Consider the following 25,100-nt stretch of genomic DNA (forward strand, 5'->3'; position numbering starts at 1 on the left):
GGCAACGGCAGCACCGGCGGCACCGGCGATGCCTCCCGCGCCCGGAGCGCCGGCGGTTCCGACCCCGACAGCCCCCGCCGCACTGCCAGGCGCTGCCGGCGTCACCGGGAACAGTGTCACCGGCCCGGCCGCACCTGAGAGCCGCGCCTCCCGCGAGAGTCTCCCGGTGCCGGCAAGGCCGACGGCCACCGCGCCGCCCAGGGTGAGCAGGCCCGAGCCGGCGCCGGCCACGATGGCGCCCGGATCGTTGATCTCGCTGCCCACGCCCACGCCCCAGTGGGTCGCCTGGCGCACGAGCTCGGACGGCCACATGACCCCGTATCCGAACTCCGCGCCGAGCGCCATCCGCCAGGCATCGGGATGCTTCTCGACCAGCGTGGTCATCCGCGCGTCGAGACGGTCGGCGCGGGCGCTCTCCCCGGCGAGCACGGCGGCGCGGTGCTCCGCCTGGATCTCCACCATCTCGTAGGCGTACGCCGCCTCGCGCAGCGCACCGGCGATCTCCCGGGACTCCTCGTGCACCGCCTCCAGCCTCGCGGCGAGAGCGGATGCCGCCGCCCGGGCGTCGTCCGTGTGCGCGGGCAGCGTTCGCAGCACAGACTGCAGCACGCCCACGCGGTCCGTGATGGCGGCAAGCTCCTCGCGGGCGGCATCGAAGCGCACGGCCGCCGCCGACAGGGTCGCCGTGTCCACCGCCACCGCGCCGCCGCTGCGGATCTGCAGGCCGTCGTCGACGCGCGGCCAGATGTCCGCGAGCAGGCTGACGAGTCCTTCACTCGCGCCGAGCCGTCCGGGATCGTGGACGAGGTCAGGCGCCAGCAGGCCGCCTCCGGCGGACCCATCCTCGCGGGGAAGGGCGGGCGTGAGCGGGTCGTTCCCCGGCGACGGGTCGCTCATCACCCCACTCCAGACCACACGCCGGGAAGCGACTCCGCGAACGCTGCGCGCTCGTGGGCGCGGGCGACGTCGTTCCGCAGGGTCTCGGCGAGGCAGGTGAGCCCCGACACGTCGCCCGCCCATGCCGTGGCGCGGTCGTGGAACGCCGTGGCGGCCTTCGCCTGCCAGTCGACGGCGTCGGCGAGTCCGCGCGCGACGAGCGCGGCATCCGCGATCCGGTCGAGGAGTCGTGAGAGCTCGCGGACCGCGTCGGCGAGCTGATGGGACGCCGCATCGGCGACCGGCGGAACGAGAGTCACCCGTCGATCGTGCTCCCCGACAGGCCCGTCCCCGGCGGCGCGGCGAGGGTCCGTGGACAACGGCGCCCATCCGCCGGATGGGGAGGAGGGGCGCCGCTCCGTATCGGAACGACGCCCCTCCGGATATGAAGAGCTCGAGCGCCCTACTTACCCACGACCACCTCGACCGTGTCGGTCGCGGTGTTGCCCGCGGCATCCGTCGCCGTCCAGGTGAAGCGGTAGACCGCGCCCTTCACGGCCTTGACCCGGAAGGTGTCGTCGTCGAGCTGCTCCCAGTCCGCCTTCGACGAGCCGGTCGCGGTGACGTCCGTGAGCTCGACCGTGACGTCCCCGCTGTCATCGGCGGCGTCGATCGTGAACTCGACCGTGCGCATCTTGCCGTTCGGCGGGAACACGGTCGACGGGTCGGCGGTCACCTCGATGGTGGGATCCGTCGTGTCCGGCGGCGTGAGGTTGAGCCCCACGATGACCGGGTCGTGGTCGCTCGAGCGGTACGGGTCGGGCGCCCAGAGGGCGTCCTGCGCCGGGAGCTTGAACGACATGTCGTAGTCGATGAGGCTCGGCTCGTCGGCGTTGATGTGCCACGCCGAGACGCCCGACACGTCGGCGAGCAGCGCCGGCTGTGCGAGGGCGTAGTCGAGGTAGCCCAGCTGCCCGTCGAACACGTACGAGTACGCGTGCTCGCCGTTGAACTGCTTCTCCAGGTCGGTGAAGCCGCCCGCGACGAATGCGTCGATCGAGTCCTCGTGGTCGTACGAGTTCAGATCGCCGATCACGATCGCCCGGCCGTCCGGCGCCACCGTGGTGTTCAGCCAGGTCGTGAGCGCCGAGGCGGCGGCCGTGCGCACGGCGCTGCAGTTGCCCTGCCCATCGCCGAGGTCGGGGCTCTCGGCGCAGGCCGAGCCCTTCGACTTGAGGTGGTTCACCGACACCACGAACTCCTCGCCCGTCTCGGTCGAGGCGAACCGCTGGGTGAGCCCCGGACGGTTGCGCTCGTCCGACCAGGCGGGGTCGATCGCACTCGTCATCAGCAGGTGTGCGCCCACCGGGGTGACCGACGCCGGCTTGTAGATGATCGCCGTCGCGATGGCATCCGTGCCGATGACGCCGGTGGTGACGGGAACGTACGTGCCCGCGCCGACCTTCGCGTTGAGTGCGTCGGCGAGCGCCTGCACCGCCGTGCCGTTGTTCTCGATCTCGAGCAGCCCGAAGACGTCCGCGTCGATCTCGGCGAGCGCCGAGACGATCTTGTCCTGCTGACGCTGGAACTCCTCGGCCGTGTCGGCACCGCGGTAGTAGCTGTCGTCGCCCGAGTTGGCCGGGGTCGGATCGATCGAGGTGAAGTAGTTCAGCACGTTGAAGCTCGAGATCTTCAGGTCGCCGCCCACGTCGGGCACGTCCGGACGCGGGTTGCCGACGGTGAAGTCGGCACCCTCGGTCGGCTGCACGCCCCACGCGTCGAAGCGGTAGTCCAGCACGCCGATGGCGTTCTGGACGAGGTCGCCGCTGCGGAACGAGTGGGCGAGCGTGAACACCTCACCGTCGGGGTGGATCGCCGGGTCGGGGTTCTGCGTGCCGCGGCCGTCGTCGAGCGTGATGCTGTTGTCGAGGTTGGCGGCGGCCAGCGCGACGGCTGCCGCGCCGGGCTCGACGACCGCGGTGGGGGTGTCGAGGCGGCCGTTGGTCAGCGTGATCGTGCCGAAGCGGCCGTACTCGAAGGTCTCGCCGATCGCGAGCTGCTGCGGGAGCGTCACGTACATGCCCTCGAGCGCTTCGCGCTGGGAGGCGGATGCCGGGAGGGTGAGCGGCGTCGGCTCCGGGATGGTCGCACCGCCGAAGCAGACCTTCACGTCGGCGGCGACGATCTCGGTGAGGCCGAACTGCTCCTTGACCGCCCCCGCGACGCTGACGTTGTCGCCCGCGTCGACCGCGGTGCCGCCCGGCGCATAGACGAAGATGCCGTCGGATGTCGCGGAGTCGCCGTCTCCGGCATCCTGCACGTAGTAGCCGTCGTAGCCACCGGTCTGGAAGTCGCCCACGACGACGCCCTTGATCAGCACGTCCTGGCCCTGGACGGACGACGCCGCACCGGAGCCCTGGACGGACCCGATGGTGACCGGGGTGGCCGCGCAGTCTGCGACGGGATCCGGGTCGGGCTCGGGGTCGGACCCGTGCGAGCCCAGGCCGTCGAACGTGTTGCTCGCATACCCGGTCCACTCGAGGGCAGGGTCGAACGGGTTCGTGCCGTCGGCGTCGCCCACGACGATGCCCGCGGTGCGGCGCAGCGTGTCGTCGGCGGTCGACGCGAGCCCGGTGCCCCACTCGGTGCCGGGGTCGACGCCGATCTGGCCGATGACGTCGACGATGACGTCGCCCTTGACCAGCGCGATGGCGTCGTCGCCGTTCCACAGGCTCGCGGTCGAGGTCTGATCGGCCTGAGCGGTGATCGCCGGGTCCACCGGAGTCGCCGTGGAGTTCTGCTGCGCGAAGACGAACACGTCACCCGCGGCGACGGTGCCGGTGAGCGCGATCGAGGTCGGCGTGGTGGAGCCGTTGAAGTAGAGCTTGAGCGCGTAGCCGGCGGCGGCGAGATCCACGCCGGCGGCGGACGGGTTGTAGATCTCGATGGCCTTGTTGAAGGAGGAGCCTTCGACGTACTCGCTGATGAGCAGATCTCCGGGCGCCGCGGCCGCGGGTGCGGCGAAGGCCACCACACCCGCGGCAGCGAGCGTGAGGGCCGCGACGGCGGCGGTGAGTCTGCGGGGTGATGGGGACACGGGACCTCCACGTGAGGACGGCGGTCGGTGGACCGCGCAGGGGACCGCGGGCAGGCCGGTCGCCTCCCCGCTGGTCACAAGCTAGGGGAGCGGCATCCTCCGATGGAAGCCCTCGGGAGGAGAGATCCTTAACGTTCGGTGTCGGCTCGGTCCAGAATGGAACCCATGACCGCGACCGACGTGGCTCCCTTCCGCGTCGTGTTCGTGTGCACGGGCAACATCTGCCGGTCGCCGATGGCCGACGTCGTGTTCCGGGAGTTCGCGGACGCTTCGGGCCTGGGCGCCCGCGTGGCCTCGACGAGTGCCGGAACCGGCGACTGGCACGTGGGCGAGCGGGCCGACTTGCGCACCATCGCCGCGCTCGAGCGCGCCGGCTACGACGGCGCCCACCACCGCGCGCGGCAGTTCACCCACGCCGACTTCGCCCGCAGCGACCTGGTGGTGGCACTGGACCGCAGCCACGAGCGGATCCTGCGGGGGTGGGCGCGCACCGAGGGCGACGCCGACAAGATCGCGCTGCTGCTGTCGTTCGATCCGTCGGCGAGCACACTGGACGTGCCCGACCCGTACTATGCCGGGCCCGGAATGTTCGACGAGGTGCTCGGTATGATCGAGAGTGCGAGCCGGGCGCTCTTCCGGCAACTCGAACCCGCCATCCGCCCCGTGCCATGACCTCCGGTGTCATGACGCCGGATCGACGGTCGTCTTCGCCGAGACCGACGGGAGCCACCGTGACCTCACTTCCCCCGCAGCCCCTCAGCCCCCTCGACGGGCGCTACCGCCCCGCCGTCGGCGAACTGGGCGAGTACCTGTCCGAGGCGGGCCTGAACCGCGCCCGCGTCGAGGTCGAGGTGGAGTGGCTCATCGCCCTCACCGACCGCTCGCTGTTCGGCACCTCGCCGCTGCAGGACGACGACAAGGCGCGCTTGCGCGCGCTGTACCGCGAGTTCGGGCAGGCCGAGATCGACTGGCTCGCCGAGAAGGAGGCGGTGACCCGCCACGACGTCAAGGCGGTCGAGTACCTCGTGCGCGACCGGCTGTCGACCCTCGGCCTCGACGCCGTCGCCGAGCTCACGCACTTCGCGTGCACGAGCGAGGACATCAACTCGACGTCGTACGCGCTCACCGTCCAGCGCGCCGTCCAGCGCGTGTGGCTGCCGAAGCTCCGCGCCGTCATCGCCGCGCTCACCCGGCTCGCCGTGGACCACCGCGACGCCGCGATGCTGTCGCGCACCCACGGCCAGCCCGCGACGCCCTCGACGATGGGCAAGGAGCTCGGGGTGTTCGCGTGGCGCCTCTCGCGCGTGGCCGACCAGATCGAGGGCGGCGAGTACCTCGCGAAGTTCTCGGGTGCGACCGGCACGTGGTCGGCCCATCTCGCGGCCGCTCCCGAGGTCGACTGGCCGGAGCTCTCGCGCGGGTTCATCGAGGGCCTCGGTCTCGACTTCAACATCCTGACCACGCAGATCGAGTCGCACGACTGGCAGGTCGAGCTGTACGACCGGGTGCGTCATGCCGGCGGCATCCTGCACAATCTCGCGACCGACATCTGGACCTACATCTCGATCGGCTACTTCACGCAGATCCCGGTGGCCGGCGCCACCGGCTCGTCGACCATGCCGCACAAGATCAACCCGATCCGGTTCGAGAACGCCGAGGCGAATCTCGAGATCTCGGGCGGGCTGCTGGCGACGCTCTCGCAGACGCTGGTGACGAGCCGCCTCCAGCGCGACCTGACCGACTCGACCACGCAGCGCAACATCGGCGTGGCGTTCGGGCACGCGCTGCTCGCGCTCGACAACCTGCAGCGCGGCCTCCGTGAGATCTCGCTGGCCGAGGACGCGCTGCTGGCCGACCTCGACGCCAACTGGGAGGTGCTCGCCGAGGCGATCCAGACGGTCGTGCGCGCCGAGATCGCGGCGGGCCGGTCGCAGATCACCGACCCCTACGCGCTCCTCAAGGACCTCACTCGCGGCCGCCGCGTCGGCGGGCCCGAGCTCGCCGAGTTCGTGCGCGGCCTCGACATCGGCGACGAGGCGAAGGATCGCCTGCTGGCGCTCACCCCCGCGACGTACGACGGGCTCGCGTCGAAGCTGGTCGACGAGCTCGGCTGACCTTCCCCGGTCGCGGGGCACAGAGCCCGTCGGAGCGATCAGACCAGTCCGCGGCGCTCCAGCTCGGGGCGCACCCCCTCGGCGAACCAGTACGCCTCTTCGAGATGCGGGTAGCCCGACAGCACGAACTCGTCGAAGCCGTGGTCGTGGTATTCCTCGATGAGGTCGGCGACCTCCTCGAAGCTGCCCACGAGCGCGGTGCCCGCACCGCCGCGGACGAGGCCGACGCCGGCCCACAGGCCGGGGTGCAGCTCGAGGTCGCCACGCGTGGTGCCGCCGTTCGTCAGCGCGTGCTGGCGGCGCTGTCCCTCTGAGCCCGACGCGGCGAAAGCGGCACGCCGCGTGGCGATCAGCTGCGGATCGAGTCCGGCGACGAGCTCGTCGGCGATGCGCCACGCCTCGTCCGAGGTGCGCCGCGCGATGACGTGGTGGCGCACGCCGTACCGCAGCGTCCGGCCGCGAGCCGCGGCGGCATCCCGCACCCGGCCGATCTTCTCGGAGGCCTGCGCGGGTGGTTCGCCCCACGTCAGGTAGACGTCCGCGTGTTCGGCGGCCACCTCGATCGCGGCCGCCGAGGATCCGCCGAGATAGATCTCGGGCACGGCGTCCAACGGCGGCATCTGCCCGCCGACGACGTCGTAGTGCTCGCCGCGGAACGTGACCTCCTCACCGGTCCACAGCCGCCGTACGACGTGGAGGAACTCGCTCGCCCGGGCATATCGGTCGTCGTGCGTGAGGTGATCGCCGTAGCGCCGCTGCTCGGCATCCTCTCCGCCCACCACCACGTTGACGCGCAGTCGGCCACCGCTCACGCTCTGGAACGCCGCGGCCATCTGCGCCTGAAGGGTGGGCGAGACGAGCCCGGGCCGGAAGGCGATGAGGTAGTCGAGCGTGCGTGTGTGCTGGGACAGCGCCGTGGCGAGGGTCCAGGTCTCCTCGTTCCATGTGCCGGTCGGCACGAGCACCGCCTCGAAACCGAGGTTCTCGGAAGCCTGCGCGACCTGCGCGAGGTACGGCACATCGGGCTTGCGCAGGACCGTCAGGTGCTGGTTGACGGCGTGGATCGTGGCGCTTCCCATGCTCACGTCGGTGCGCGAGTCGCCGGTCAGCGGAAGGAACCAGTCGAGGACCAGGGGCCCGCGTGGGCGGGCGCTCGCGTCGGCCATCTCATCCCTTCCGACCCGCTCATCGGGGCGGCGGGCGCTTCAGGCTAGCCGTGGCGGCGTGCCGGCCGGCGCCGCGTTGCGCACTGTGACGCGCGTCCGGCGAGTTCAGAGCACGTCGGGACGGCGCCGTTCGGCAGGCTGAGCCGCGGAACGGAGGCGGCTGGCAGGCAGCGGCTGAGCCGCGGGTCAGTCTTTCGGATCCGTGGATGCCGCGGCATCCGGGTTCTCGCCGTGCTCGGGCGCCTCGGGCTCGTCGAAGAGCACCGGCCGGTCGATCTGCTTCGTCACCTGGGCAGGGTCGACCGCGAGCAGCAGGAGCGAGACGATCAGCAGCACGGCGATGAAGCTGATGCCGGCGATGACGAGGGCGGTGACCACGGCGCGCTGCGCCTCGTCAGCGGTGCGCTGCTGGAAGAAGCCCATCGACACGAGCGTCACGACTCCCGCGAACAGAGCGGCGCCGAAGGCCAGCCCGAGCAGCTGCAGGGGCTTCATCAGGTCGCGGCGGGTGGGGCTGTCGTGGCTCACGCGGAGTCCTTCTGCGGGGTGGTGTCGGCGGATGCGGATGCCTCCGCCGTGACGCTCTGGGCGGCGTCGAGCTCGGCCGGGCGCGGCGAGAAGCCGGCGATGCCGAGGTAGACCGCGACGATCGCCGCGTAGCCGCCGAACAGCCCGACGCCGATCGTGATGCCGGTGAGGGTGAAGGTCGCGTGCGCCTCTTCGATCGTGTAGTTCAGCGCGTACGCGGGCTGCACGAACAGCAGGGCGACGCCGAGCAGGATCGTGATGGCACCGATGACGGCGGCGTCGCGGCTCTCGGAGCGGGGACCGACGAGGGCGGCGGGGCGGGCGTCGGCGACGCCGGGTGCGATCTCGCGCCGCTCGCGCCGGCCGGCGAGGCCGCGCCACCCGGCGATCAGCTCGATGATGCCGCTGAGCAGCGCCCACGCGATCACGATGACGAAGTAGCCGGTCACAGTGCGCAGCGGGTACAGGCCGCCCGCCATTCCGGCGGCGACCGAGATGCCGCCGAGAGCGGCGGCGGGCCAGCGGCGGCGGGCGGGGTACACCAGCCAGACCGCGAGCAGCAGCACCAGCCCTGTGGCGATCGCGAAGCCGCTGAAGACCGCGCTGCCCACAGCTGCCGAATGATCCGGCGAGAACGTGATCATGAGCGCCGCAAGGGCGGCGAACGCGGCGCGCGCGAGCTGCACATGGCGCACGGCGAACGTGCGGGAATCGGCTGAGGTCACGGTGATCCTGCGGAGGAGCGGGTTCTCAGAGGCGAGAACGGATGCCTTCAGTCTACGTGCGTCCTAGGTGACAGCATCCTGAACCCCTTCCACGCGCCCGCGTTCTCCCCGTCAGGCGAGGGTGTCCAGGATGCCGGTGAGGAGCTCGAACGTGGTGAGCGGCGAGATGATCGCGAACCGCAGCACCGGCTCGCCGGCGTGGGAGCTCGGCACGACGAAGGCGTGCTGCTCCTCGAGCAGGCGGTCCGACCACGCCTCGTAGTCCGCGAGCGTCCAGCCCTCGCGGCGGAACACCACGACGGACAGCTGGGGGTCGCGCACGAGTGACAGCCCCTCGCGCGCCTCGATCTCGTCGGCGATGCGCCGGGCGAGGTCGATGCCGTACTCGATGGTCGCGCGGTACTGCTCGGTGCCGTGGGTCGCGAGGGAGAACCACATCGGCAGCCCGCGGGCGCGGCGGGTGAGCTGGATGGCGAGGTCGGACGGATTCCAGTCCGGCTTGCCGGTGAGGGTGTCGAGGTACTCCGCCTTCTGCGTGTGCGCCGACAGCGCCAGCGCGGGCTCGCGATAGATGAGCGCGCACGCGTCGAACGGCGCGAACAGCCACTTGTGCGGGTCGACGATGAGCGAGTCGGCGAGGCCCACACCGGCGAACGCCGGCCGCAGCCGCTCGACGAGCATCGCCGCCAGCCCGTAGGCGCCGTCGACGTGGAACCACACGCCGCGCTCGCGCGCGACGGCTCCGACGCCCGCGATGTCGTCGACGATGCCGAAGTTCGTCGTGCCGGCGGTGGCCACCACTGCGAACACCGCGTCGCCGTGCTCGTCGAGCACCCGCGCGACCGCGTCGCCGTGCAGGCGGCCGTCGGCGTCGACTTCGGCGGTCGCGACATCCACGTCCATGACGGCAGCAGCCGACGCGATCGACGAGTGCGCCTCCGCGCTGCAGACGACGACCCAGCGCGACGGCGCCGCGCGCCCCTCGTCTGCCGCGCGGCGCCGAGCCGCGTCGCGCGCCGTCACCAGCGCCGAGAGGTTGCCGATCGTGCCGCCCTGGACGAACACTCCGCCCGAGCCCTGCGGCATCCCGAACTCCGAGGCGAGCCAGTGCAGCACCTCGTTCTCGGCGTAGACCGCGCCGGAGCCCTCCATCCACGAGCCGCCGTAGATGGCGGATGCCGACACCACGACATCGAACGCCAGGGAGGCCTTCGTGGGGGCAGAGGGGATGAACGAGAGGTATCCGGGATGGTCCGTCGACACGCAGGACGGGGCGAGCACGTTCTCGAACAGCGCGATCGCGCGTCGCGAGCCGATGCCCTCCGGCGTGATCGAGCCGGATGCCAGCCGATCCAGGTCGCGCGGAGTCATGGGCTTGTCGAGCGGCACGTCCTCGTACAGCGCCCGGCGCCGTGCGTATTCGAGGACGTCTTCGACGGTGTGGCGGGTGTCGGACGAGATGGCGTGCATCTCCTCCGGGGACGTCGCGGACATTGCGGCTCCTCGGTGGTCAGGGTGCAGATCACGCTAGACCACCGGCGTCGTTTCGGGACGTCCGGGCCTGCCGCGCGATCAAGCAGGAATGGAGAAGCGGCCAGGCGGACCGCGTCATAGCGTGAGATCACGAGCCGCGAAGGCGGCCCCACGAACGCGAAGGAGAACGAAATGGCCGAGAAGACGTCATCCGACGGACTGAGTGACATCGAGCGCCAGGCTGTCAAGGATCGCGCCAAGGAGCTGCGCGCTCAGGCCAAGGCGGGAAAGAGCCGCGAGGCGGGCACGAAGCAGGTGCTGGAAGCGATCGGCAAGCTCGAGGGCACTGACAAGGTGCTGGCCGAGGGCCTGCACAAGGTCGTCTCCGAGACCGCGCCCGACCTCGTGCCCAAGACGTTCTACGGCTTCCCCGCCTACGCGAACGGCGACGGCAAGGTCGTCGTCTTCATCCAGCCGGCGTCGAAGTTCAAGACCCGCTACGCCACGATCAACTTCGACGAGCCGTCACAGCTCGACGACGGCGACATGTGGCCGATCGGCTTCGCGGTGCTCGCCTGGACACCCGAGGTAGAGAAGAAGATCACGCAGCTGGTGAAGACCGCCGTCGCCGAACCCGCGTGACGGCTATCCGGCCGCCTCGCCGCCGTCGCGCGCCGCGCGGTCGGCGGCGCGGTCGGCGTGACCCAGCGCACGCCCGGGAGCGATGCGGTCACGCACCCGCCGCTTGAGGGCCACGATGTCGGGGAAGCCGCCGTCCGCGGTGCGCGACCACACGAGCTCGTCGTCGGCGTACACCTCGAAGATGCCGCCGGTGCCCGGCTCGAGGGTGGCTCCGCCGCCCATGAGCTCGGCCTGGAACGTCGTCAGCATCTCCTGGGCGACCCATGCCGCGCGGAGCATCCACGCGCACTGCGTGCAGTAGACGACCCGCACGTGGTGCGTCATGCGACGTCTCCGTCCGGGGAGAGGAACTCCAGCGCCGCGTCGCGGAACGCGCGCGACCCGGGGGTGTTGAAGTGGTGCCGGCCCGGGATCTCGACGAACGTGCCGTTGGGTGCGGTCGCCGCGAGCGTGCGGGAGCGCTCGAGGATCGCGTCCTCCGAACCGGTGGCGAAGAGCACCGGCTGGGCCGGCGGGCGCGCGGGATCCGGGTCGGCGTCACCGAACCGCATCCCCTCGGCGAGCGCGATGAGCGCGCGCAGGTCGTTCTGCGGCACGCGCTCGGCGAGTCGCACGTAGTTCTGGGTCACCGCGTCGGTCACCGGTATGCCCTCCTCGGCATACGCTCGAGCCTGATCGATGCGCAGGCGGCCGAGCGGCCGGCCGTCGGGGATGCCGCCGAGCACCGCGCGGCTGATGTGCTCCGGCGCGTCGACCGCGAGCTGCCACCCGACGCGGGCTCCGAGGGAGTATCCGACGTACCGCACGGCGTCGACGAGGTAGGTGTCGAGCACCGCGATGAGGTCCCCGACGAAGGCGGTCATGGAGTACGCGCGGGGATCGTACGGCTTGTCGCTGGCGCCATGGCCGCGCTGGTCGACCCCGATCACGCGGTACCCCGCCGCGGTCAGCATCCGCACCCAGCCGGTCTCGACCCAGTTGTCACGGCAGCTCGACGCGAATCCGTGCACGCACAGGACGGTGTCGGCGTCGGGCTCGCCCCAGGCGTACGTCGCCAGCTGATACCCCTCGTTCGACATGATGAAGCTGGGCTGCGGCATCTCGGTGCGCACGACGGGGGCGACGGCATCCATACCCGCCATTCTGCTCTGATCCGCGCGGGCACGGCCGCAGCCGCACACGACGCGTAACGACCGGGCACCCGCGGGCGAGGCGGCGGAGATTACGCTCCTCGACGGCGATTCGCAACGGGCTGAGCGTTCACGGGAGTTCCGCCTAACGTCGCGGCATGAGCACGGACGACCCCCGCGGTCCACGCCCGACGGAGCCCCTGGCCCCGCGGCGCACCGATACCGACTTCGACCGCAATGGCGTGGCCGACAGCCATGATGCATCGCTTCGCGACACCGTGGTGGCTCGCGAGCACGAGCGTTTCGGCGGCATCAAGTTCGGCGCCGCGTTCTTCGGATGGCTCGCGGCACTGGGCGCGCTGGTGGCCCTCACCGCCGTGGTGGCCGCCATCGGCGCAGCAACCGGCCTGGCTTCTCCCGAAACTGTCGAGGACGCGGTCGACGCCGCCGACCAGAACATGGGCGCGGCGACCATCATCGGCGCGATCGCCATCGCCATCGTGCTGTTCGTCGCCTACTTCGCCGGCGGCTACGTCGCCGGGCGCATGGCGCGACTGAGCGGCGCCAAGCAGGGCCTGGCCGTCTGGCTCTGGGCCATCGCCATCGCCATCGTCGTGGCCGTCATCACGGCCATCGCCGGGGCGCAGTGGGACATCCTGGCGAACGTCGACATCTTCCCGCGCATCCCGGTCACGCCCGACGCGGCGACCTGGACCGGCATCCTGACCGCGATCGGCGCCGCCGTGATCACGCTCATCGCGGCGATCCTCGGCGGAGCGGCCGGAATGCGCTACCACCGCCGCGTCGACCGCGCGGGCTTCGGCGACGAGCGGGTCTGAAGCTCTATCCACCACGAGAAGGGAGATCCACCATGGGTCTGGACGATGACATCAAGCACAATGCGGAAGACGTCAAGGGCAAGGCGAAGGAGGCGGTCGGAGACGCGACCGACAACGAGCGCCTGCAGGCCGAGGGTGTGGCCGACCAGGCCAGCGCCAAGGTCAAGAAGGCCGGTCAGGACGTGAAGGACGCGCTCACCGACGATCGGTGATCTGCCGGCGACGGTGCCCCGGGTCCCCGGCGGGTCCGGGGCACCGTCGTGTCCGCCCGCCGGGATCCCCGTCAGAAGACGTCCCAGTCCCGCGCGCGTTCGACGAGTGCGTCGATGACCCGCGTGGTCGCGGCCGTCGGCGGCGCAGCGGCGCGGATCGCGAGATGCAGTGTGTTGATCGGCGCTTCGGCGGATCGATGGAGCAGCTCCACGGTTCCGGCGCCGATCGCCGGCTCGGCCAGGTAGCGCGGCAGCGCAGAGATCCCGGCCCCCGCGATCACTGCCGCGAGCACCGCCCGGAGATCGGGCACGGTCATCGCCACAGCGTTGGCGGGACGGTGCCCGAACTGGCTGCGCCAGTAACGCCGCACGATCGACAGATCGGCGTCGTAGGCGACGAGCGGCAGGTGCCGGAGGGCCTCAGCCGGATGGGCCGCGAGGCGGTGCGGGTCTATGGTGCCGGCGAGCGACGGCGCACCGACGAGCACGAACTCCTCGTCCACGAGGCCGCGATAGCGGATGCCGCGAATCGGCGTCCGCACCGACGACACGACGACGTCGAGGCCGCCGCCGGCGAGCCGGTCGAGCAGGTCCTGCGCCAGGCCGAGGCAGAACTCCAGGCTCACGCCGCGGGTGGTGAGGGGCGCCAGCGCCGGCACCACGCGTGCCGCGACCACATCGCTCGCCCCGCCCACCCTCACCGTCTCGACCGGGCCGGTGTCGGGCACCGTCCACACCTCGCGCAGCCGGTCGACCGGTGCCGCCACCCGTGCGGCGAGCGCATCGCCGGCGGGTGTGGGGGTCACGCCGCGCACCGACCTCGTGAACAGCGCTGTTCCCAGTTCTGCCTCGAGACGGGCGATCCGGTCGCTGACCGACGGCTGGCTGATCCCGAGGCGGGCGGCCGCCGCCGTGATCGAGCCCGCACGGTGCACCTCGAGGAACGTGTGCAGCAGGTCGAGTTCTTGCATGCGGCATCCGTTCCATCAAGAAATCTATGACTTCATCTGATCATAGGAAATGGCGGTGATGGATGCCGGGTTCCCTCCACAGCGGCTCGCACGGGTCGCGGAACGGGAGAAGAACATGGCACACGTACTCATGGCGGTCACCGGCGCCGATGCGATCGTCCTCACGGACGGCAGGACCCACCCGACCGGATTCTGGGCGGAGGAGCTCGTCGAGCTGCACCGCGGACTCGACGCCGCCGGGCACCGGGTCGACATCGCCACACCGGGCGGCGTGCGCCCGACCGTCGACCCGGGCAGCCTCTCGGATGATTCCGATGTGCTCCGCGACTACCTCACGTCGATCGACGGACTGCTCGCGCATCCGCGGGCGCTCGCCGACGTCCGCGACGGCGAGTACGACGCGATCGCACTGCCGGGCGGCCACGGCCCGATGGTCGACCTCGCTGTCGACGCCGATCTCGGACGCCTGCTCATCGACGCGGTCGACCGGGACGCGGTGGTGGGCGTGCTGTGCCACGGGCCCGCGGGGCTCCTCAGCGCGGTGCGCGAGGACGGCTCGTTCGCGTTCGCGGGCCGCCGGCTCGCGGTCTTCACCGACGACGAGGAGCGGCAGGGCGGCCTCGGCGACACCTCGCCCTATCTCGTCGAGTCCCGTCTGCGTGAGCTCGGAGCGGTCGTCGAGCCGGGCGAGCCGTGGTCCGTCACCGTCGCGACCGACGGCGCGCTCGTGAGCGGCCAGAATCCGCAGTCGAGCGTCGCGACCGCACAGCGCCTGGTCGAGGTGCTCGCCGGACGCTGACGGACGACGGATGCTGCGGCACGGCCACCGCTGAGCCCGGCGCCCCGCGGGGCGCGGGGAGCGTCCCCGCTTCCCCTCGGTGCCGGCTCAGCCGACCGGCTGCTGGAGCTCGGTCACCCAGGTCGACTGCGGGCCGTCCGCCTGCAGGTAGACCTCGCGGGACGGGCCGGCGAACGTGCCGCCGTCGGCGATCACGGCCTCCATGAACGCGCCCCATGCAGCGCCGATGCCCGACATGTCACCGCGGTAGGTCGTCACCGCCGCCCGCTCCACGGCGGGGAGGTCGACCACCTGCCAGGCGTCGCCGGGCACCGGATCGTCACCGGCGACCCACGAGACCCACACCCGCAGGTCTTCGGTGCCCTCGATCGGCTCGTACCAGAACGTGCCCGGCTCGCGGTAGTCGACGCCGGCGGCGTCCAGCGCCGCGTGCAGCGACGGCAGGATGCGGTCGATCGCGGCGGGCACGTTCTCGCCGCCCGGCGCGACGTCGGTCGCGGCGTAGACCGTGAGCGGTTCGAGGCGGCGATATTCGAGGTCGGTCATCTGCGCTTCTCCTTCGAAGTTCCGGAGCCGCCCCATCCGGCGGCCGGTGTCGCGGCATCCGAGGAACCGCCGCGGCGCGGGCGCTGCGACGCGTTCCAGGGGAGACCACCTCCGACCATGGCATATCGTCGCCGCGCAGACGACCCCTCGGGCGGCACCTCGACGATCAGCAGGGGTGCACGACAAGGAGAGGACGGATGCCGCGGGCCGCGGCATCCCTCCTCCTCCGGCGTGTGCGCCTCAGCGCATCAGGGCACGCGATAGCCCGCGGCGCGGAACAGCTCGTACCACTCGGCGCGGGTGAGGCGCAGGTCCGAGCCCGCCGCCGCCGCGCTCACGCGCTCGGGGGTCGTCGTGCCCAGCACGACCTGCATCAGCGCCGGGTGGCGTGTGATCCAGGCGACCGCGATCGCGATGGCCGGCACGTCGTATGCGCCGGCCAGCCGGTCGATGACGGCATTCAGCTCGGGGTAGTCCGGCGAGCCGAGGAAGACGCCGTTGAAGAATCCCGCCTGGAAGGGCGACCACGCCTGGATGGCGATGTCGTGCAGTCGGCAGTAGTCCACGATTCCGCCGCCATCGAGCGTGAGCGCCTGCTCCTCGCCCTGCATGTTGCCCGCCACGCCCTGTGCGATCGACGGCGCGTGGGTGATCGAGAGCTGGATCTGATTCGCCACGATCGGCTGGCGAACCGACTTCTTCAGCAGATCGATCTGTCGCGGGGTGTGGTTCGAGACGCCGAACGCGCGCACCTTGCCCGCCGCCTCGAGCTCGTCGAACGCCCGGGCCACCTCGTCGGGCTCGACGAGGGCGTCGGGCCGGTGCAGCAGCAGGATGTCGATGTAGTCGGTGTCGAGGGCGCGCAGCGACCCTTCGACCGCCGACACGATGTGGTCGTACGAGAAATCGAAGTACGGGCCCTCGCGGACGATGCCGGCCTTCGTCTGGATCGTGATCTCCTCCCGCTCCGATGCGGTCAGCTGCGTCGCCTCGGCGAACCGTCGCTCGCAGCCGTGCACGTCACGGCCGTAGATGTCGGCGTGGTCGAAGAAGTCGATCCCGGCATCCCGGGCGGTGCCGACGAGGGTGCGCACCGCGTCGTCGTCGAGGTCCTGGATGCGCATGAGCCCCAGCACCACGTTGGGTGCCGGACGCTCGACGCCGGTGAGTTCGATGGTCTTCATTGGTCCGCTCTCGGTTCGGGTGTGCCGGGCCTCCCGCGCGCGGTCGGCTCCGTCCTGCGCTCTTCACGCTAGGCAGCCGAGACAAAGAAGTCCAACAACTGTATGTTGTGTGATTGAGAATCATCGCGAATGGATGTCGCATCCCGCGCGGCAGGAGGTCTCATGGAGCACCGTCAGCTCGAGTACCTGGTCGCCCTCGCCGACGAACGGCACTTCACCCGCGCGGCCGAGCGCTGCCGCGTCTCGCAGTCCGGACTGTCGGCCGCGATCCGCCGCCTCGAGCAGGAGCTCGGCGCGAAGCTGTTCGAGCGCACGACGCGCTCGGTCGAGCCGACGCCGGCCGCTGTGGCGCTCCTGCCGCACGCCCGCGAGATCCTGGCGCAGACGGCCGCGGCGCGCGATGCCGTGGTGCGCGCCTCGCATCAGCTCGCGGGCTCGCTCCGCGTCGGCGCGGAGCAGTGCCTCGGCGCCGTCGACGTCAACCTGCTGCTCGAGCGGTTCCATCGCCGCCACCCTGGCGTCGACATCCAATTCGTCCAGGCCGGCTCGCACCAGCTCGTCGATCTCGTCGAGACCGGCGAGCTCGACGTCGCCTTCGTCGCCAGCGCCGCCCCGGCGCCGACCCTCGCCGTCGAGGAGCTCGCGCGCCTGCCGCTGGTGCTCCTGGTGCCGCCGGGTCACCCGCTGGCGGAGCGGCCGGCCGCGCGCTGGAAGGATCTGCGCGACGTGGACTTCGTGGACTTCCGCCCGGCGTGGGCCCTGCGCTCCATCAACGACGGCGCGTTCCTGCGTCACGGCATCGACCGGCGCGTCCGGTGCAGCGTCGACGACGTGCACACCCTGCTCGATCTGGTGTCACGCGGCCTCGGCGTCGCCATCGTCCCCCAGCACGTCGCCCTCAAGCCCCAGGCGCGCACCCTGGTCGCCCTCGGCGTCCCGCACGACGCGCCGGAGTGGATCGTCTCGACGCTCGTCGGGACGGCTGCGCCCCTCGCACCGCGCCTGCTCGAGATCCTCGATGAGGAGCGCGCGGAAGCCACGGCCGCATGACCGTCGTGCTGGTGGAGGGCGAGAGCGATCGCATCGCCCTCCAGACACTGGCCACCCGGATGGGGATCCGGATGCCGGAGGTACGCGTCGTCGGCGGCTCCAAGGGCGCGCGGCGCGTGGCCGCCGAGCTCACCGGCAGCCGACTGCTCGGGCTCGTCGACCTGGGCGAGCGGAACGACTTCGAACGTGTGCTCGACGACGTCTTCGTCTGCGACCCCGACCTCGAGGCCGAGTTCGTGCGCGCGCTCGGCGTCGAAGGAGTCGAGGCAGTCATGGCCGAGCAGGGGGAGCTGGCGTCGTTCCGCAGCCTGCAGCGGCAGCCCTTCCAGCGCGGCCGGCCGGTCGAGGCGCAGCTCGCACGGTTCTTCGGCGGCCGCAGCGGCAACAAGGCCCGCTATGCGGAGCTGCTTGCCGAGGCCGTTCCGCTGGACCGGGTGCCGCCGCCGCTGGCCGCGCTCCTCGCCGCGGTGTGACGGGCTCAGCAGCGCTCCTCGCCGGTGCCTGAGGGGCTCCCCGGGCGCCGGGCAGGGCCGTCGCGTCGCGGCATCCGTCTGCCGTGATGAGGGCGTTCTCACGCTCCGCTCGCCGCCCGTTCACCGAGTCGTCGGAGGCTCGTCGCCGGCCGGTCAGAGTGCGGTCCGGCGCGCGCGATTGCGTCGGAGGCATGAGTCGAATCCCCACACGACGCGTCCTGCCGCGCCTTCTCGCCGCGGCAGCAGTGATGGTCACCGCCGTCGCCCTCTTCCCCGCCACCGCCGCCTCCGCCCAGCCGGTGCCCGCCGCGGCGGCGACGTCGTCGTCGCCGTTCGTGCAGACGCACGTGCCGACGCTGGTCGCGCGGGCCACGCTGTCGGCCGACCACCTCGAGCCCGGTCCGGCGTCGGGCGCGCTCGCGAGTCCCGCGAACGGCCGCACCGGTCCGTGGGACGGCCAGGTCATCCCCGGATTCTCGGCCGCCATCGACAACGGCGACGGCACGTTCTGGGCGCAGCCCGACAACGGCTTCGGCGCCAAGGGCAACTCGTCCGACTTCCTGCTGCGCAACTACCTCGTACGGCCGGCGTGGCAGACGGCCGAGGGCGGCCCCGGTGAGATCCAGGTCGAGCGCTTCCTCTCTTACAACGACCGCAACGGCGTGCTCGACTTCCCGATCGTGAACGAGGGCACCGCGGAGCGCCTGCTCACCGGCGGCGACTTCGACATCGAGTCGGTCGCCAAGGCCAAGGACGGGTCGTTCTGGGTCGGCGAGGAGTTCGGTCCCTTCCTGCTCCACTTCGACGCCGACGGCACGCTGCTCGAGAAGCCCTACGAGCTCGACGGCGCCAAGTCGCCGCAGAACCCGTACCTCGAGGCGGGCGAGACGCCGCGGGTGCGGGCGAGCCGCGGCTTCGAGGCGATGGCCGCGTCGGTCAACGGCCGCTACCTCTATCCGGTCGTCGAGGGCTCGTACGCCGACGACGCCGACCTGCGTCGTCGCGAGATCCTCGAGTTCGACACGCGCGCGGGGGAGTACACCGGCCGCGCCTGGAGCTACCAGACCGACCAGGAGCCGAACGTCATCGGCGACGCGTTCACCGTGCGCAATGATGTTCTGATCCTCATCGAACGCGACGACTTCGAGGGCGAGCAGGCGGTCACGAAGCGCGTCTACCAGGTGGATCTGCGCCGCACCGACGCCGAGGGCTACGTCGAGAAGACACTCGTGCTCGATGCGCTGCGCATCGCCAACCCCCACGGCCTCGGCGCGGGCGACGGTTACGGCACCGGCGAGATCTATTCGCTCCCCGTGCAGTCGTTCGAGACCGTCGTCCAGCTCAAGGACGGCAGCCTCCTCATCGGCAACGACAACAACTACCCGGGCAACGACGCGCGCATCCCCGGCACGCCCGACGACACCGAGTTCGCGATCGTCGACCTCGACAAGACCAAGATCGAGCCCTCGACCGTGAGCCTCATCGGGCACCGCGGTGCGAGCGGGTCGCGCCCGGAGCACACGCTCGCCGCGTACGAGGCGGCGATCGTGCAGTGCGCCGACTACATCGAGCCGGACGTCGTCTCCACCAAGGACGGCGTGCTGGTGGCGCGCCACGAGAACGAGATCAGCGGGACGACGGATGTCGCGACCCGGGCCGAGTTCGCCGCGCGCAAGACCACGAAGGACATCGACGGGGTCTCGATCACCGGCTGGTTCACCGAGGACTTCACGTTCGCCGAGCTGCGGACGCTGCGTGCGAAGGAGCGCCTGCCCCAGACGCGCCCGGCCAACACCGCGTTCGACGGGCTGTACCTGATCCCGACCCTCGACGAGGTCATCGACCTCGCCCGCCACTCGGTGAGCTGCGACGGACGCCCGGTCGGCGTGTACCCCGAGACGAAGCATCCGTCGTACTTCGACTCGATCGGCCTGTCGCTGGAGGAGCCGCTCGTGGCGGCGCTGCAGGCGAACGGCGTCGACCGCGCGGACGCGCCCGTCATCGTGCAGAGCTTCGAGACCGCCAACCTGCGCGATCTCGACGGCCTGACCGATGTGACGCTCGCCCAGCTCGTGAGCGGATCGGGACGCCCGTACGACTTCACGCTCGCGGGCGACGCCCGCACGTACAAAGACCTGGTGACACCCGCCGGGCTGGCGGAGATCGCGACCTACGCCGACGGCGTGGGCCTCGAGAAGTCCGTCATGATCCCGCGGACGGCGGAGGGCCGTCTGGGCACGCCCACATCGGTCATCGCCGACGCGCACGCCGCAGGCCTCTCGGTGCACGGCTGGACCTTCCGTGCCGAGAACCAGTTCCTCCCCCTGGAGTTCCGCTCCAGCGCCGACCCGAACGCGTACGGCGACCTCGCCGGCGAGCTGACGGCGTTCATCGCCGCCGGCATGGACGGGGTCTTCAGCGACCACCCCGGCATCGCCGCGGTGACGATCGACACGGTGACCCTCGAGGGCTGAGCCCACGCGACGCCGTGCCGGGCGGGGGATGCTGCGGCATCCCCCGCCCTTCGTCGGTCAGCGCACGCGGCGGCCGTGCGCGATGTCGATGAGACGCGACAGCACCTCACCACCCGAGCGCAGGCCGTTGTGCTCGTGCTCGCTGGTGATCCACGGCGTCACGCCGGGGAGCAGCCGCGCCGTCTCCATCGAGAACTCGAACGGCACGTACAGGTCGTTGGCGTAGACGGCTGCGGCACCGCGGGCGTCCGACGCCGCAATCGCGTCGGCGTCGTACAGCCGCGGCCAGGCGAACTCAGCCAGCTCGAGGGTGACGTCGCGCCAGGGCTGCAGGCCGGGGACCGTGTCGAGCCACTCGCGGCGGACGTGCTCGCCGGTGAAGAGCGTGGGGTCGTCCCGGAAGTCGTCGGGCTCGGTGCGCTCGGCCGACCAGAGGGTCGCGTGCCCGTCCGCGTAGCTCGACTCGTGGAACACGTAGTACAGCGGGTTGCGCGCGTCGAACGGCATCGCGGCGGCGAGGTCGTGGCGGAACGCGTTGGTGTGCGGCTCGAGCTCGAGCAGGCTCCACAGCTTCTGCCACCCCTCGTTCGTGCCGAGCGCCGAGCCCGCCGAGCGCACGCGCGAGACCGAGGCCACCTCGCCGTCGGGCAGCACGATGGCGCCCGCCTCGGCGAGGTCGACGATCCGCCGCATCGCGTCGCGATGCGCGGGGAATCGCCGGTAGTACCGCTCGGACGCCTCGCGCGTCTTGTCGTACGTGAGGGCGTACACGTCGTCGGGATGCCGCCCCACGGCGCTGAGACCGCCGGTGATGTACACGTGCTCGAGGGATGCGGCATCCGTCGAGAGATAGGCGAGGGTCGTGAAACCGCCGAAGGACTGCCCCAGCACGCTCCAGGTCGAGGCGCCGAGCTCCTCGCGCACCGCCTCGCAGTCACGCACGATCGCGTCGGCCCGCAGGTGGGTGATGTACTCCGCGAGCTCGGTCGCGCCGCGTTCGAGATCGCGGTCCGAGACGGGTGTCGACAGGCCCGTGCCCCGCTGGTCGAGCAGCACCAGACGGTAGTGCTCGAGGGCCTCGTCGAGCCACGACGGCCCCTGCGGAGAGTGGAAGGCGCGGGGCGCCTCGTGCCCGGGCCCGCCCTGCAGGAACACGAGGTACGGGAGCTGTTCTCCTCCCTCGCGCGTGACCACGGCGGCATGGATGTCGATCGTGCGGGCGTCCGCCGGATCGCCCCACACCAGCGGAACGGTGAGGGTGTGGTCGTCGATGGTCAGGTCCTGCATGCGGCGCGTCGTCACGGACATGCGTACGAGCGTAGGGGCATCCGCCGACGCCGTGGCCGCGCCTGCTGCCCGGCCTCAGCTCGCCCGGGCTGACCTGCGGGGCGTGACCGTGAAGTCGTCGACGTTGCGCAGATGCGCACGGACGCTGCGCTCGGCATCGGTCGCCAGCGTGTCGGCATCCGCGTCCCCGGCGGCGATGACGATCGCATCGCCCTGCAGGCGGTGCCCCACCCAGCGCAGCCGGACGCGGTCCACCCGCTCGATGCCGGCCACGTGCGCGAGAGCGTGCTCGGCTCGCTCCACGAGTTCGGGCTCGACGCCGTCGAGGAGGCGCCGGCCGACGCTGCGGACGGTGCCGACCAGGAGCACGAAGATCGCCGCCGCGATCACGAGACCGACGATCGGGTCGGCCAGCGGGAAGCCGAGGAGCACGCCGATGCCGCCGACCACGACCGCGAGCGACGTGAAGCCGTCGGTGCGGGCGTGGACGCCGTCCGCCACCAGCGCGGCCGAGCCGATCCGCCTCCCGACGCGGATGCGGTAGATCGCGACGGCCTCGTTGCCCGCGAACCCGATCACGCCCGCCGCGATCACCCAGCCGAGGTTGTCGATCTGCTGCGGATGCAGCAGCCGGTCGATCGCCTGCCACGCCGCGACGATCGCCGACAGCGCGACGACGAACACGATGAACAGCCCTGCGAGGTCTTCCGCGCGACCGAAGCCATAGGTGTAGCGACGGGATGCCGCACGCCGGCCGAGCACGAACGCGATCCACAGCGGCACCGCCGTCAGCGCGTCGGACAGGTTGTGGACGGTGTCGGCGAGCAGCGCCACCGAGCCGCTGAAGAACACCACGATCGCCTGCAGGACGGTGGTCGCCAGCAGGATGACGAGGCTGATCTTGAGCGCGCGGATGCCCGCGGAGTTCGCCTCCATCGCATCGTCGATCGAATCCGCCGCGTCGTGCGAGTGCGGCACGAACACCTCGTGGAGGAATCCGCGCAACCCGCCCGGGTGGGAGTGATCGTGGTCGCCGTGGTCGTGATCGTGCGGATGCGGGTGGTCGTGCTCGCCGGAGCCGGTGCCGTCCGTGGCGCGCGCGGTCATCGCCCGGCCCTGTCGGCGTGGTGGTGGCGGGGCGTGCCGCCCAGGGAGTGCTCGGCCTGGTGGATCGCGTCGGCGACGAGCTGGGAGGCGTGCTCGTTCTCGAGCCGGTAGAACACCCGCTGCCCGTCCTGGCGGGTGGACACGATCCGCGCGAGCCGGAGCTTCGCCAGGTGCTGCGAGACGGCGGCCGGCGACTTGTCCACGATGTCCGCGAGATGGTTGACGGAGAGCTCCCCGCCGTCCTGCAGCGCCAGGACGATCCGCACGCGGGTCGCATCGGCGAGCATGGCGAACACCTCGACCGCCAGTTCCACGAAGGGGCTGTCGACGGCGTATCCGCATCCCTGCTTATCTGCACTTATACGCAGATACGTTAGCAAACGACGTCGATGGTCAGCGGGCGGGGCCGAGGCTGCCCGGCTGCGGGAGCGCGACTGGCAGCGGGCACAGCTGCCCGACGCGATCCGCGACCTCGTGCTCGACGACCAGCGCCTCCGCAGCCCGATCTGCTGGAACGTCTTCGACGACTGACCCTTGCCCCACCGAGACAGCGCATCCGTGGCGAGACCGAGGGCACCGTCCCTTGGCTCGACGGGATTCCTCGGTCTCGGCGAAACCGGGACTTCCGCGCCCCGCGACACCGCGAGCCGGACTCAGCCGCTGGCGCTGCGCCGTTGGCGGTCGGACGCGCGCAGACGCGGGCGCCGACGACGCGGCGGCGTCGGCGTCGCCGTCTGCGCTGCGGTCGGCAGCACGATCGGCTGCGTGACGATCGCGTCGACGACCATCGAGCCGTCGGTCGGACCGATGACGGCGATGGGCGTGGTGGGTGTCGCGACCATCGGGGTGATCGGGGCGTTGGCCAGCTGCCGGTGGGCGTGGATGTAGGCGGGAATGAGGACGACGACGGCCCCGAGCCAGGCGAGCGGGTTGCTGGCCGCGACGCCGATGAAGCCGAAGATGCCGCCGAGCACGACGGCCGCACCGACCCGCATGAAGAGCTCGATCACGCCGGTCACCGTAGGGATGAGAGTGTGGCCGAGCCCCTGCAGTGCGCCGCGCAGGACGAACAGGATGCCGAGGATCCAGTAGCTCGCCCCGTTGATGGCGAGCATCTGCGCGGCGAGGTCGACGACCTCGCTCGCCTCCTGGCCGACGAAGAGGCGCACCAGCGCGGCGCCGAAGGCGATGAGGAGGGCGCCGAGCACGATCGCGGCCGCCACCGACATCCACGTCGCCTGGGTGACGCCGCGACGGATGCGGTCGGGCCGGCCGCCGCCGTGGTTCTGCGCGACGAACATCGACACGGCGAGGCCGAGCGACTGCAGGAGGGCGACGGCGAGGCCGTCCACGCGGGATGCCGCGGTGTAGGCCGCGACCGCGTCGGCGCCGAGCTCGTTGAGGGCGACCTGCACGGACAGTGTCCCGATGGCGATGATCGAGGCCTGGAAGCCCATCGGCAGGCCGAGGCGCAGGTGCTCTGCCAGCTCCGCACGGCTCACACGCCAGTCGTCGCGGCGGACGTGGAGCACCGGCATCCGTCGACGGACGAACTCGAGGCACAGCAGCACCGAGATCGCCTGAGAGACGACGGTGGCGACGGCGGCGCCGCCGACACCCCAGCCGAACGTCCCGACCATGAGGATCACCAGCACGACGTTGAGGCCGCAGGCGAGCGCGAGGAAGACGAGCGGCGTGCGGGAGTCTCCGATCGCGCGGATGATCGCCGAGAGGTAGTTGAAGAACATCATCGCGCCGGCGCCGAGGAAGCTGATCTGGGCGAAGACGACCGCATCGTCCATGAGCTCGGGGGGCGTCTGCAGCAGCACGAGCAGCGGACGCGCCAGGAGGGGTGCGCCGACCGTGAGCAGCAGCGTGCACGCCCCCGTGAGGATCGTGCCCGCCGCCACCGACCGGCGCACAGCCGTGTAGTCGCGAGCACCGAACGCCTGCGCAGTGGGGATCGCGAAGCCCGACGTCAGGCCCCACGCGAAGCCCAGCAGCAGGAACAGCATGCTGCCCGTCGCACCGACCGCCGCGAGCGCGTCGACGCCGAGATGGCGCCCCACGACGATCGCATCGACGATCTGGTACAGCTGCTGGACGACGTTGCCGATGAGCAGCGGGACGGCGAACACGACGATGACGCGCCAAGGGCGGCCCGTCGTCAGGGCGGTGGTCATGAGGGCGGCTCTCGAAGGAGAAGGCGGGGAGAGGGAAGGATGCCGCACCAGCAGGCGACCGGCGAATGCCTGGCGACAGTCGACCAGTGTATCGAATCGATTCGGGAAGTCACCAGCGTCCGGGAGGAATTGGTCGCGATCCGCCGCCGTCGGTCTTAGGTGCGTGGGCCGGGGCGCGTGCCCAGCGGGTCGGCGACCGGAGTGGCGAGAGGGCCCTCCGGGCG

25 protein-coding genes and 1 pseudogene are annotated in these 25,100 nt (G+C 71.3%); 10 read left to right on the top strand and 16 right to left on the bottom strand.

What is annotated here, in order from left to right; genetic code table 11:
• From VIP82_RS15280 to VIP82_RS15290, 3 genes and pseudogenes are all read right to left on the bottom strand, one after another.
• Positions 1 to 897, bottom strand: a pseudogene (locus VIP82_RS15280) (hypothetical protein); the annotation flags it as partial.
• On the bottom strand, positions 897 to 1,196 hold the full coding sequence (locus tag VIP82_RS15285; RefSeq protein WP_331910092.1) for a hypothetical protein: 300 nt from the start codon (positions 1,194 to 1,196) through the stop codon (positions 897 to 899). The gene VIP82_RS15285 and the pseudogene VIP82_RS15280, both read right to left, overlap by 1 nt.
• A gap of 143 nt (positions 1,197 to 1,339) precedes the next feature.
• Positions 1,340 to 3,973 (bottom strand): ExeM/NucH family extracellular endonuclease, encoded by a 2,634-nt coding sequence (locus VIP82_RS15290; RefSeq protein WP_331910094.1) that lies wholly within the window; start codon positions 3,971 to 3,973, stop codon positions 1,340 to 1,342.
• A gap of 165 nt (positions 3,974 to 4,138) precedes the next feature.
• On the opposite strand from VIP82_RS15290, the gene VIP82_RS15295 reads away from it, so the two are divergent.
• Complete coding sequence (locus tag VIP82_RS15295) at positions 4,139 to 4,645, top strand: low molecular weight protein-tyrosine-phosphatase (protein WP_331910095.1); 507 nt, start codon at positions 4,139 to 4,141, stop codon at positions 4,643 to 4,645.
• A 59-nt stretch (positions 4,646 to 4,704) separates the two neighbouring features.
• Positions 4,705 to 6,087: an adenylosuccinate lyase gene (gene purB, locus VIP82_RS15300; protein ID WP_331910097.1), complete on the top strand. Its 1,383-nt coding sequence runs from the start codon at positions 4,705 to 4,707 to the stop codon at positions 6,085 to 6,087.
• Positions 6,088 to 6,125: 38 nt separating this feature from the next.
• Here the strand turns inward: purB and VIP82_RS15305 are convergent, their stop codons facing one another.
• From VIP82_RS15305 to VIP82_RS15320, 4 genes are all read right to left on the bottom strand, one after another.
• Positions 6,126 to 7,253, bottom strand: a complete 1,128-nt coding sequence (locus tag VIP82_RS15305) for an LLM class flavin-dependent oxidoreductase (RefSeq protein WP_331910099.1) — start codon at positions 7,251 to 7,253, stop codon at positions 6,126 to 6,128.
• Positions 7,254 to 7,439: 186 nt separating this feature from the next.
• Entirely contained in the window at positions 7,440 to 7,781 is a 342-nt protein-coding gene (locus tag VIP82_RS15310) for an amino acid transporter (protein WP_331910101.1), read from the bottom strand.
• Entirely contained in the window at positions 7,778 to 8,506 is a 729-nt protein-coding gene (locus VIP82_RS15315) for an acyl-CoA synthetase (protein WP_331910103.1), read from the bottom strand. Before VIP82_RS15315 ends, VIP82_RS15310 begins: the two co-directional genes overlap by 4 nt.
• Positions 8,507 to 8,617: 111 nt before the next feature.
• Positions 8,618 to 10,000 (bottom strand): pyridoxal phosphate-dependent decarboxylase family protein, encoded by a 1,383-nt coding sequence (locus tag VIP82_RS15320; RefSeq protein ID WP_331910105.1) that lies wholly within the window; start codon positions 9,998 to 10,000, stop codon positions 8,618 to 8,620.
• A 171-nt stretch (positions 10,001 to 10,171) separates the two neighbouring features.
• Here VIP82_RS15320 and VIP82_RS15325 point away from each other — a divergent pair, with 171 nt between their 5' ends.
• Complete coding sequence (locus tag VIP82_RS15325; RefSeq protein ID WP_331910107.1) at positions 10,172 to 10,621, top strand: hypothetical protein; 450 nt, start codon at positions 10,172 to 10,174, stop codon at positions 10,619 to 10,621.
• Positions 10,622 to 10,624: 3 nt separating this feature from the next.
• Here the strand turns inward: VIP82_RS15325 and VIP82_RS15330 are convergent, their stop codons facing one another.
• Together VIP82_RS15330 and VIP82_RS15335 are read right to left on the bottom strand one after the other, a co-directional pair.
• Positions 10,625 to 10,945 (bottom strand): Rdx family protein, encoded by a 321-nt coding sequence (locus VIP82_RS15330; RefSeq protein ID WP_331910109.1) that lies wholly within the window; start codon positions 10,943 to 10,945, stop codon positions 10,625 to 10,627.
• Entirely contained in the window at positions 10,942 to 11,754 is an 813-nt protein-coding gene (locus tag VIP82_RS15335; protein WP_331910111.1) for an alpha/beta fold hydrolase, read from the bottom strand. The genes VIP82_RS15330 and VIP82_RS15335 overlap by 4 nt, the downstream gene beginning before the upstream one ends.
• A 155-nt stretch (positions 11,755 to 11,909) precedes the next feature.
• Between VIP82_RS15335 and VIP82_RS15340 the strand changes: the two genes are divergently transcribed.
• Both VIP82_RS15340 and VIP82_RS15345 read left to right on the top strand, forming a co-directional pair.
• Positions 11,910 to 12,590: a hypothetical protein gene (locus tag VIP82_RS15340; protein WP_331910113.1), complete on the top strand. Its 681-nt coding sequence runs from the start codon at positions 11,910 to 11,912 to the stop codon at positions 12,588 to 12,590.
• Positions 12,591 to 12,622: 32 nt separating this feature from the next.
• A complete protein-coding gene (locus VIP82_RS15345; RefSeq protein WP_331910115.1) occupies positions 12,623 to 12,802 on the top strand; it encodes a CsbD family protein in 180 nt (59 codons plus the stop codon).
• Between the two features lie 71 nt (positions 12,803 to 12,873).
• On the opposite strand, the gene VIP82_RS15350 is transcribed toward VIP82_RS15345, so the two are convergent.
• Positions 12,874 to 13,773, bottom strand: coding sequence for a LysR family transcriptional regulator (locus VIP82_RS15350; protein ID WP_331910123.1), 900 nt, complete (start codon positions 13,771 to 13,773; stop codon positions 12,874 to 12,876).
• 115 nt (positions 13,774 to 13,888) lie between these two features.
• On the opposite strand from VIP82_RS15350, the gene VIP82_RS15355 reads away from it, so the two are divergent.
• Positions 13,889 to 14,572, top strand: coding sequence for a type 1 glutamine amidotransferase domain-containing protein (locus VIP82_RS15355; protein WP_331910125.1), 684 nt, complete (start codon positions 13,889 to 13,891; stop codon positions 14,570 to 14,572).
• Between the two features lie 87 nt (positions 14,573 to 14,659).
• Here the strand turns inward: VIP82_RS15355 and VIP82_RS15360 are convergent, their stop codons facing one another.
• Positions 14,660 to 15,118: a GyrI-like domain-containing protein gene (locus VIP82_RS15360; protein WP_331910127.1), complete on the bottom strand. Its 459-nt coding sequence runs from the start codon at positions 15,116 to 15,118 to the stop codon at positions 14,660 to 14,662.
• A 248-nt stretch (positions 15,119 to 15,366) separates the two neighbouring features.
• A complete protein-coding gene (locus VIP82_RS15365; protein WP_331910129.1) occupies positions 15,367 to 16,302 on the bottom strand; it encodes an aldo/keto reductase in 936 nt (311 codons plus the stop codon).
• Positions 16,303 to 16,431: 129 nt separating this feature from the next.
• On the opposite strand from VIP82_RS15365, the gene VIP82_RS15370 reads away from it, so the two are divergent.
• The 3 genes from VIP82_RS15370 to VIP82_RS15380 all read left to right on the top strand — a co-directional run bounded on the left by VIP82_RS15370 (position 16,432) and on the right by VIP82_RS15380 (position 20,299).
• A complete protein-coding gene (locus tag VIP82_RS15370) occupies positions 16,432 to 17,352 on the top strand; it encodes a LysR family transcriptional regulator (protein WP_331910131.1) in 921 nt (306 codons plus the stop codon).
• Positions 17,349 to 17,825 carry an ATP-dependent endonuclease gene (locus VIP82_RS15375; RefSeq protein ID WP_331910133.1) on the top strand — a complete coding sequence of 159 codons (477 nt, stop codon included), beginning with the start codon at positions 17,349 to 17,351 and terminating at the stop codon, positions 17,823 to 17,825. Before VIP82_RS15370 ends, VIP82_RS15375 begins: the two co-directional genes overlap by 4 nt.
• Positions 17,826 to 18,016: 191 nt before the next feature.
• Positions 18,017 to 20,299, top strand: coding sequence for an esterase-like activity of phytase family protein (locus VIP82_RS15380; RefSeq protein ID WP_331910135.1), 2,283 nt, complete (start codon positions 18,017 to 18,019; stop codon positions 20,297 to 20,299).
• A 57-nt stretch (positions 20,300 to 20,356) separates the two neighbouring features.
• On the opposite strand, the gene VIP82_RS15385 is transcribed toward VIP82_RS15380, so the two are convergent.
• Genes VIP82_RS15385 through VIP82_RS15395 form a run of 3 tightly spaced genes read right to left on the bottom strand, consistent with a single transcriptional unit; the run spans position 20,357 to position 23,055 of the window.
• Positions 20,357 to 21,607: an alpha/beta fold hydrolase gene (locus VIP82_RS15385; protein WP_331910137.1), complete on the bottom strand. Its 1,251-nt coding sequence runs from the start codon at positions 21,605 to 21,607 to the stop codon at positions 20,357 to 20,359.
• Positions 21,608 to 21,661: 54 nt separating this feature from the next.
• Positions 21,662 to 22,693, bottom strand: coding sequence for a cation diffusion facilitator family transporter (locus VIP82_RS15390; protein ID WP_331910139.1), 1,032 nt, complete (start codon positions 22,691 to 22,693; stop codon positions 21,662 to 21,664).
• Positions 22,690 to 23,055, bottom strand: a complete 366-nt coding sequence (locus tag VIP82_RS15395) for an ArsR/SmtB family transcription factor (RefSeq protein WP_331910143.1) — start codon at positions 23,053 to 23,055, stop codon at positions 22,690 to 22,692. Before VIP82_RS15395 ends, VIP82_RS15390 begins: the two co-directional genes overlap by 4 nt.
• Here VIP82_RS15395 and VIP82_RS15400 point away from each other — a divergent pair.
• Complete coding sequence (locus VIP82_RS15400; protein ID WP_331910145.1) at positions 22,979 to 23,224, top strand: hypothetical protein; 246 nt, start codon at positions 22,979 to 22,981, stop codon at positions 23,222 to 23,224. The genes VIP82_RS15395 and VIP82_RS15400 overlap by 77 nt on opposite strands.
• Before the next feature lie 122 nt (positions 23,225 to 23,346).
• Here the strand turns inward: VIP82_RS15400 and VIP82_RS15405 are convergent, their stop codons facing one another.
• Positions 23,347 to 24,876: an MATE family efflux transporter gene (locus tag VIP82_RS15405; RefSeq protein WP_331910141.1), complete on the bottom strand. Its 1,530-nt coding sequence runs from the start codon at positions 24,874 to 24,876 to the stop codon at positions 23,347 to 23,349.
• Positions 24,877 to 25,100 lie beyond the last annotated feature (224 nt).

The organism is Microbacterium sp., assembly GCF_036566905.1.
Taxonomy (GTDB): domain Bacteria; phylum Actinomycetota; class Actinomycetes; order Actinomycetales; family Microbacteriaceae; genus Microbacterium.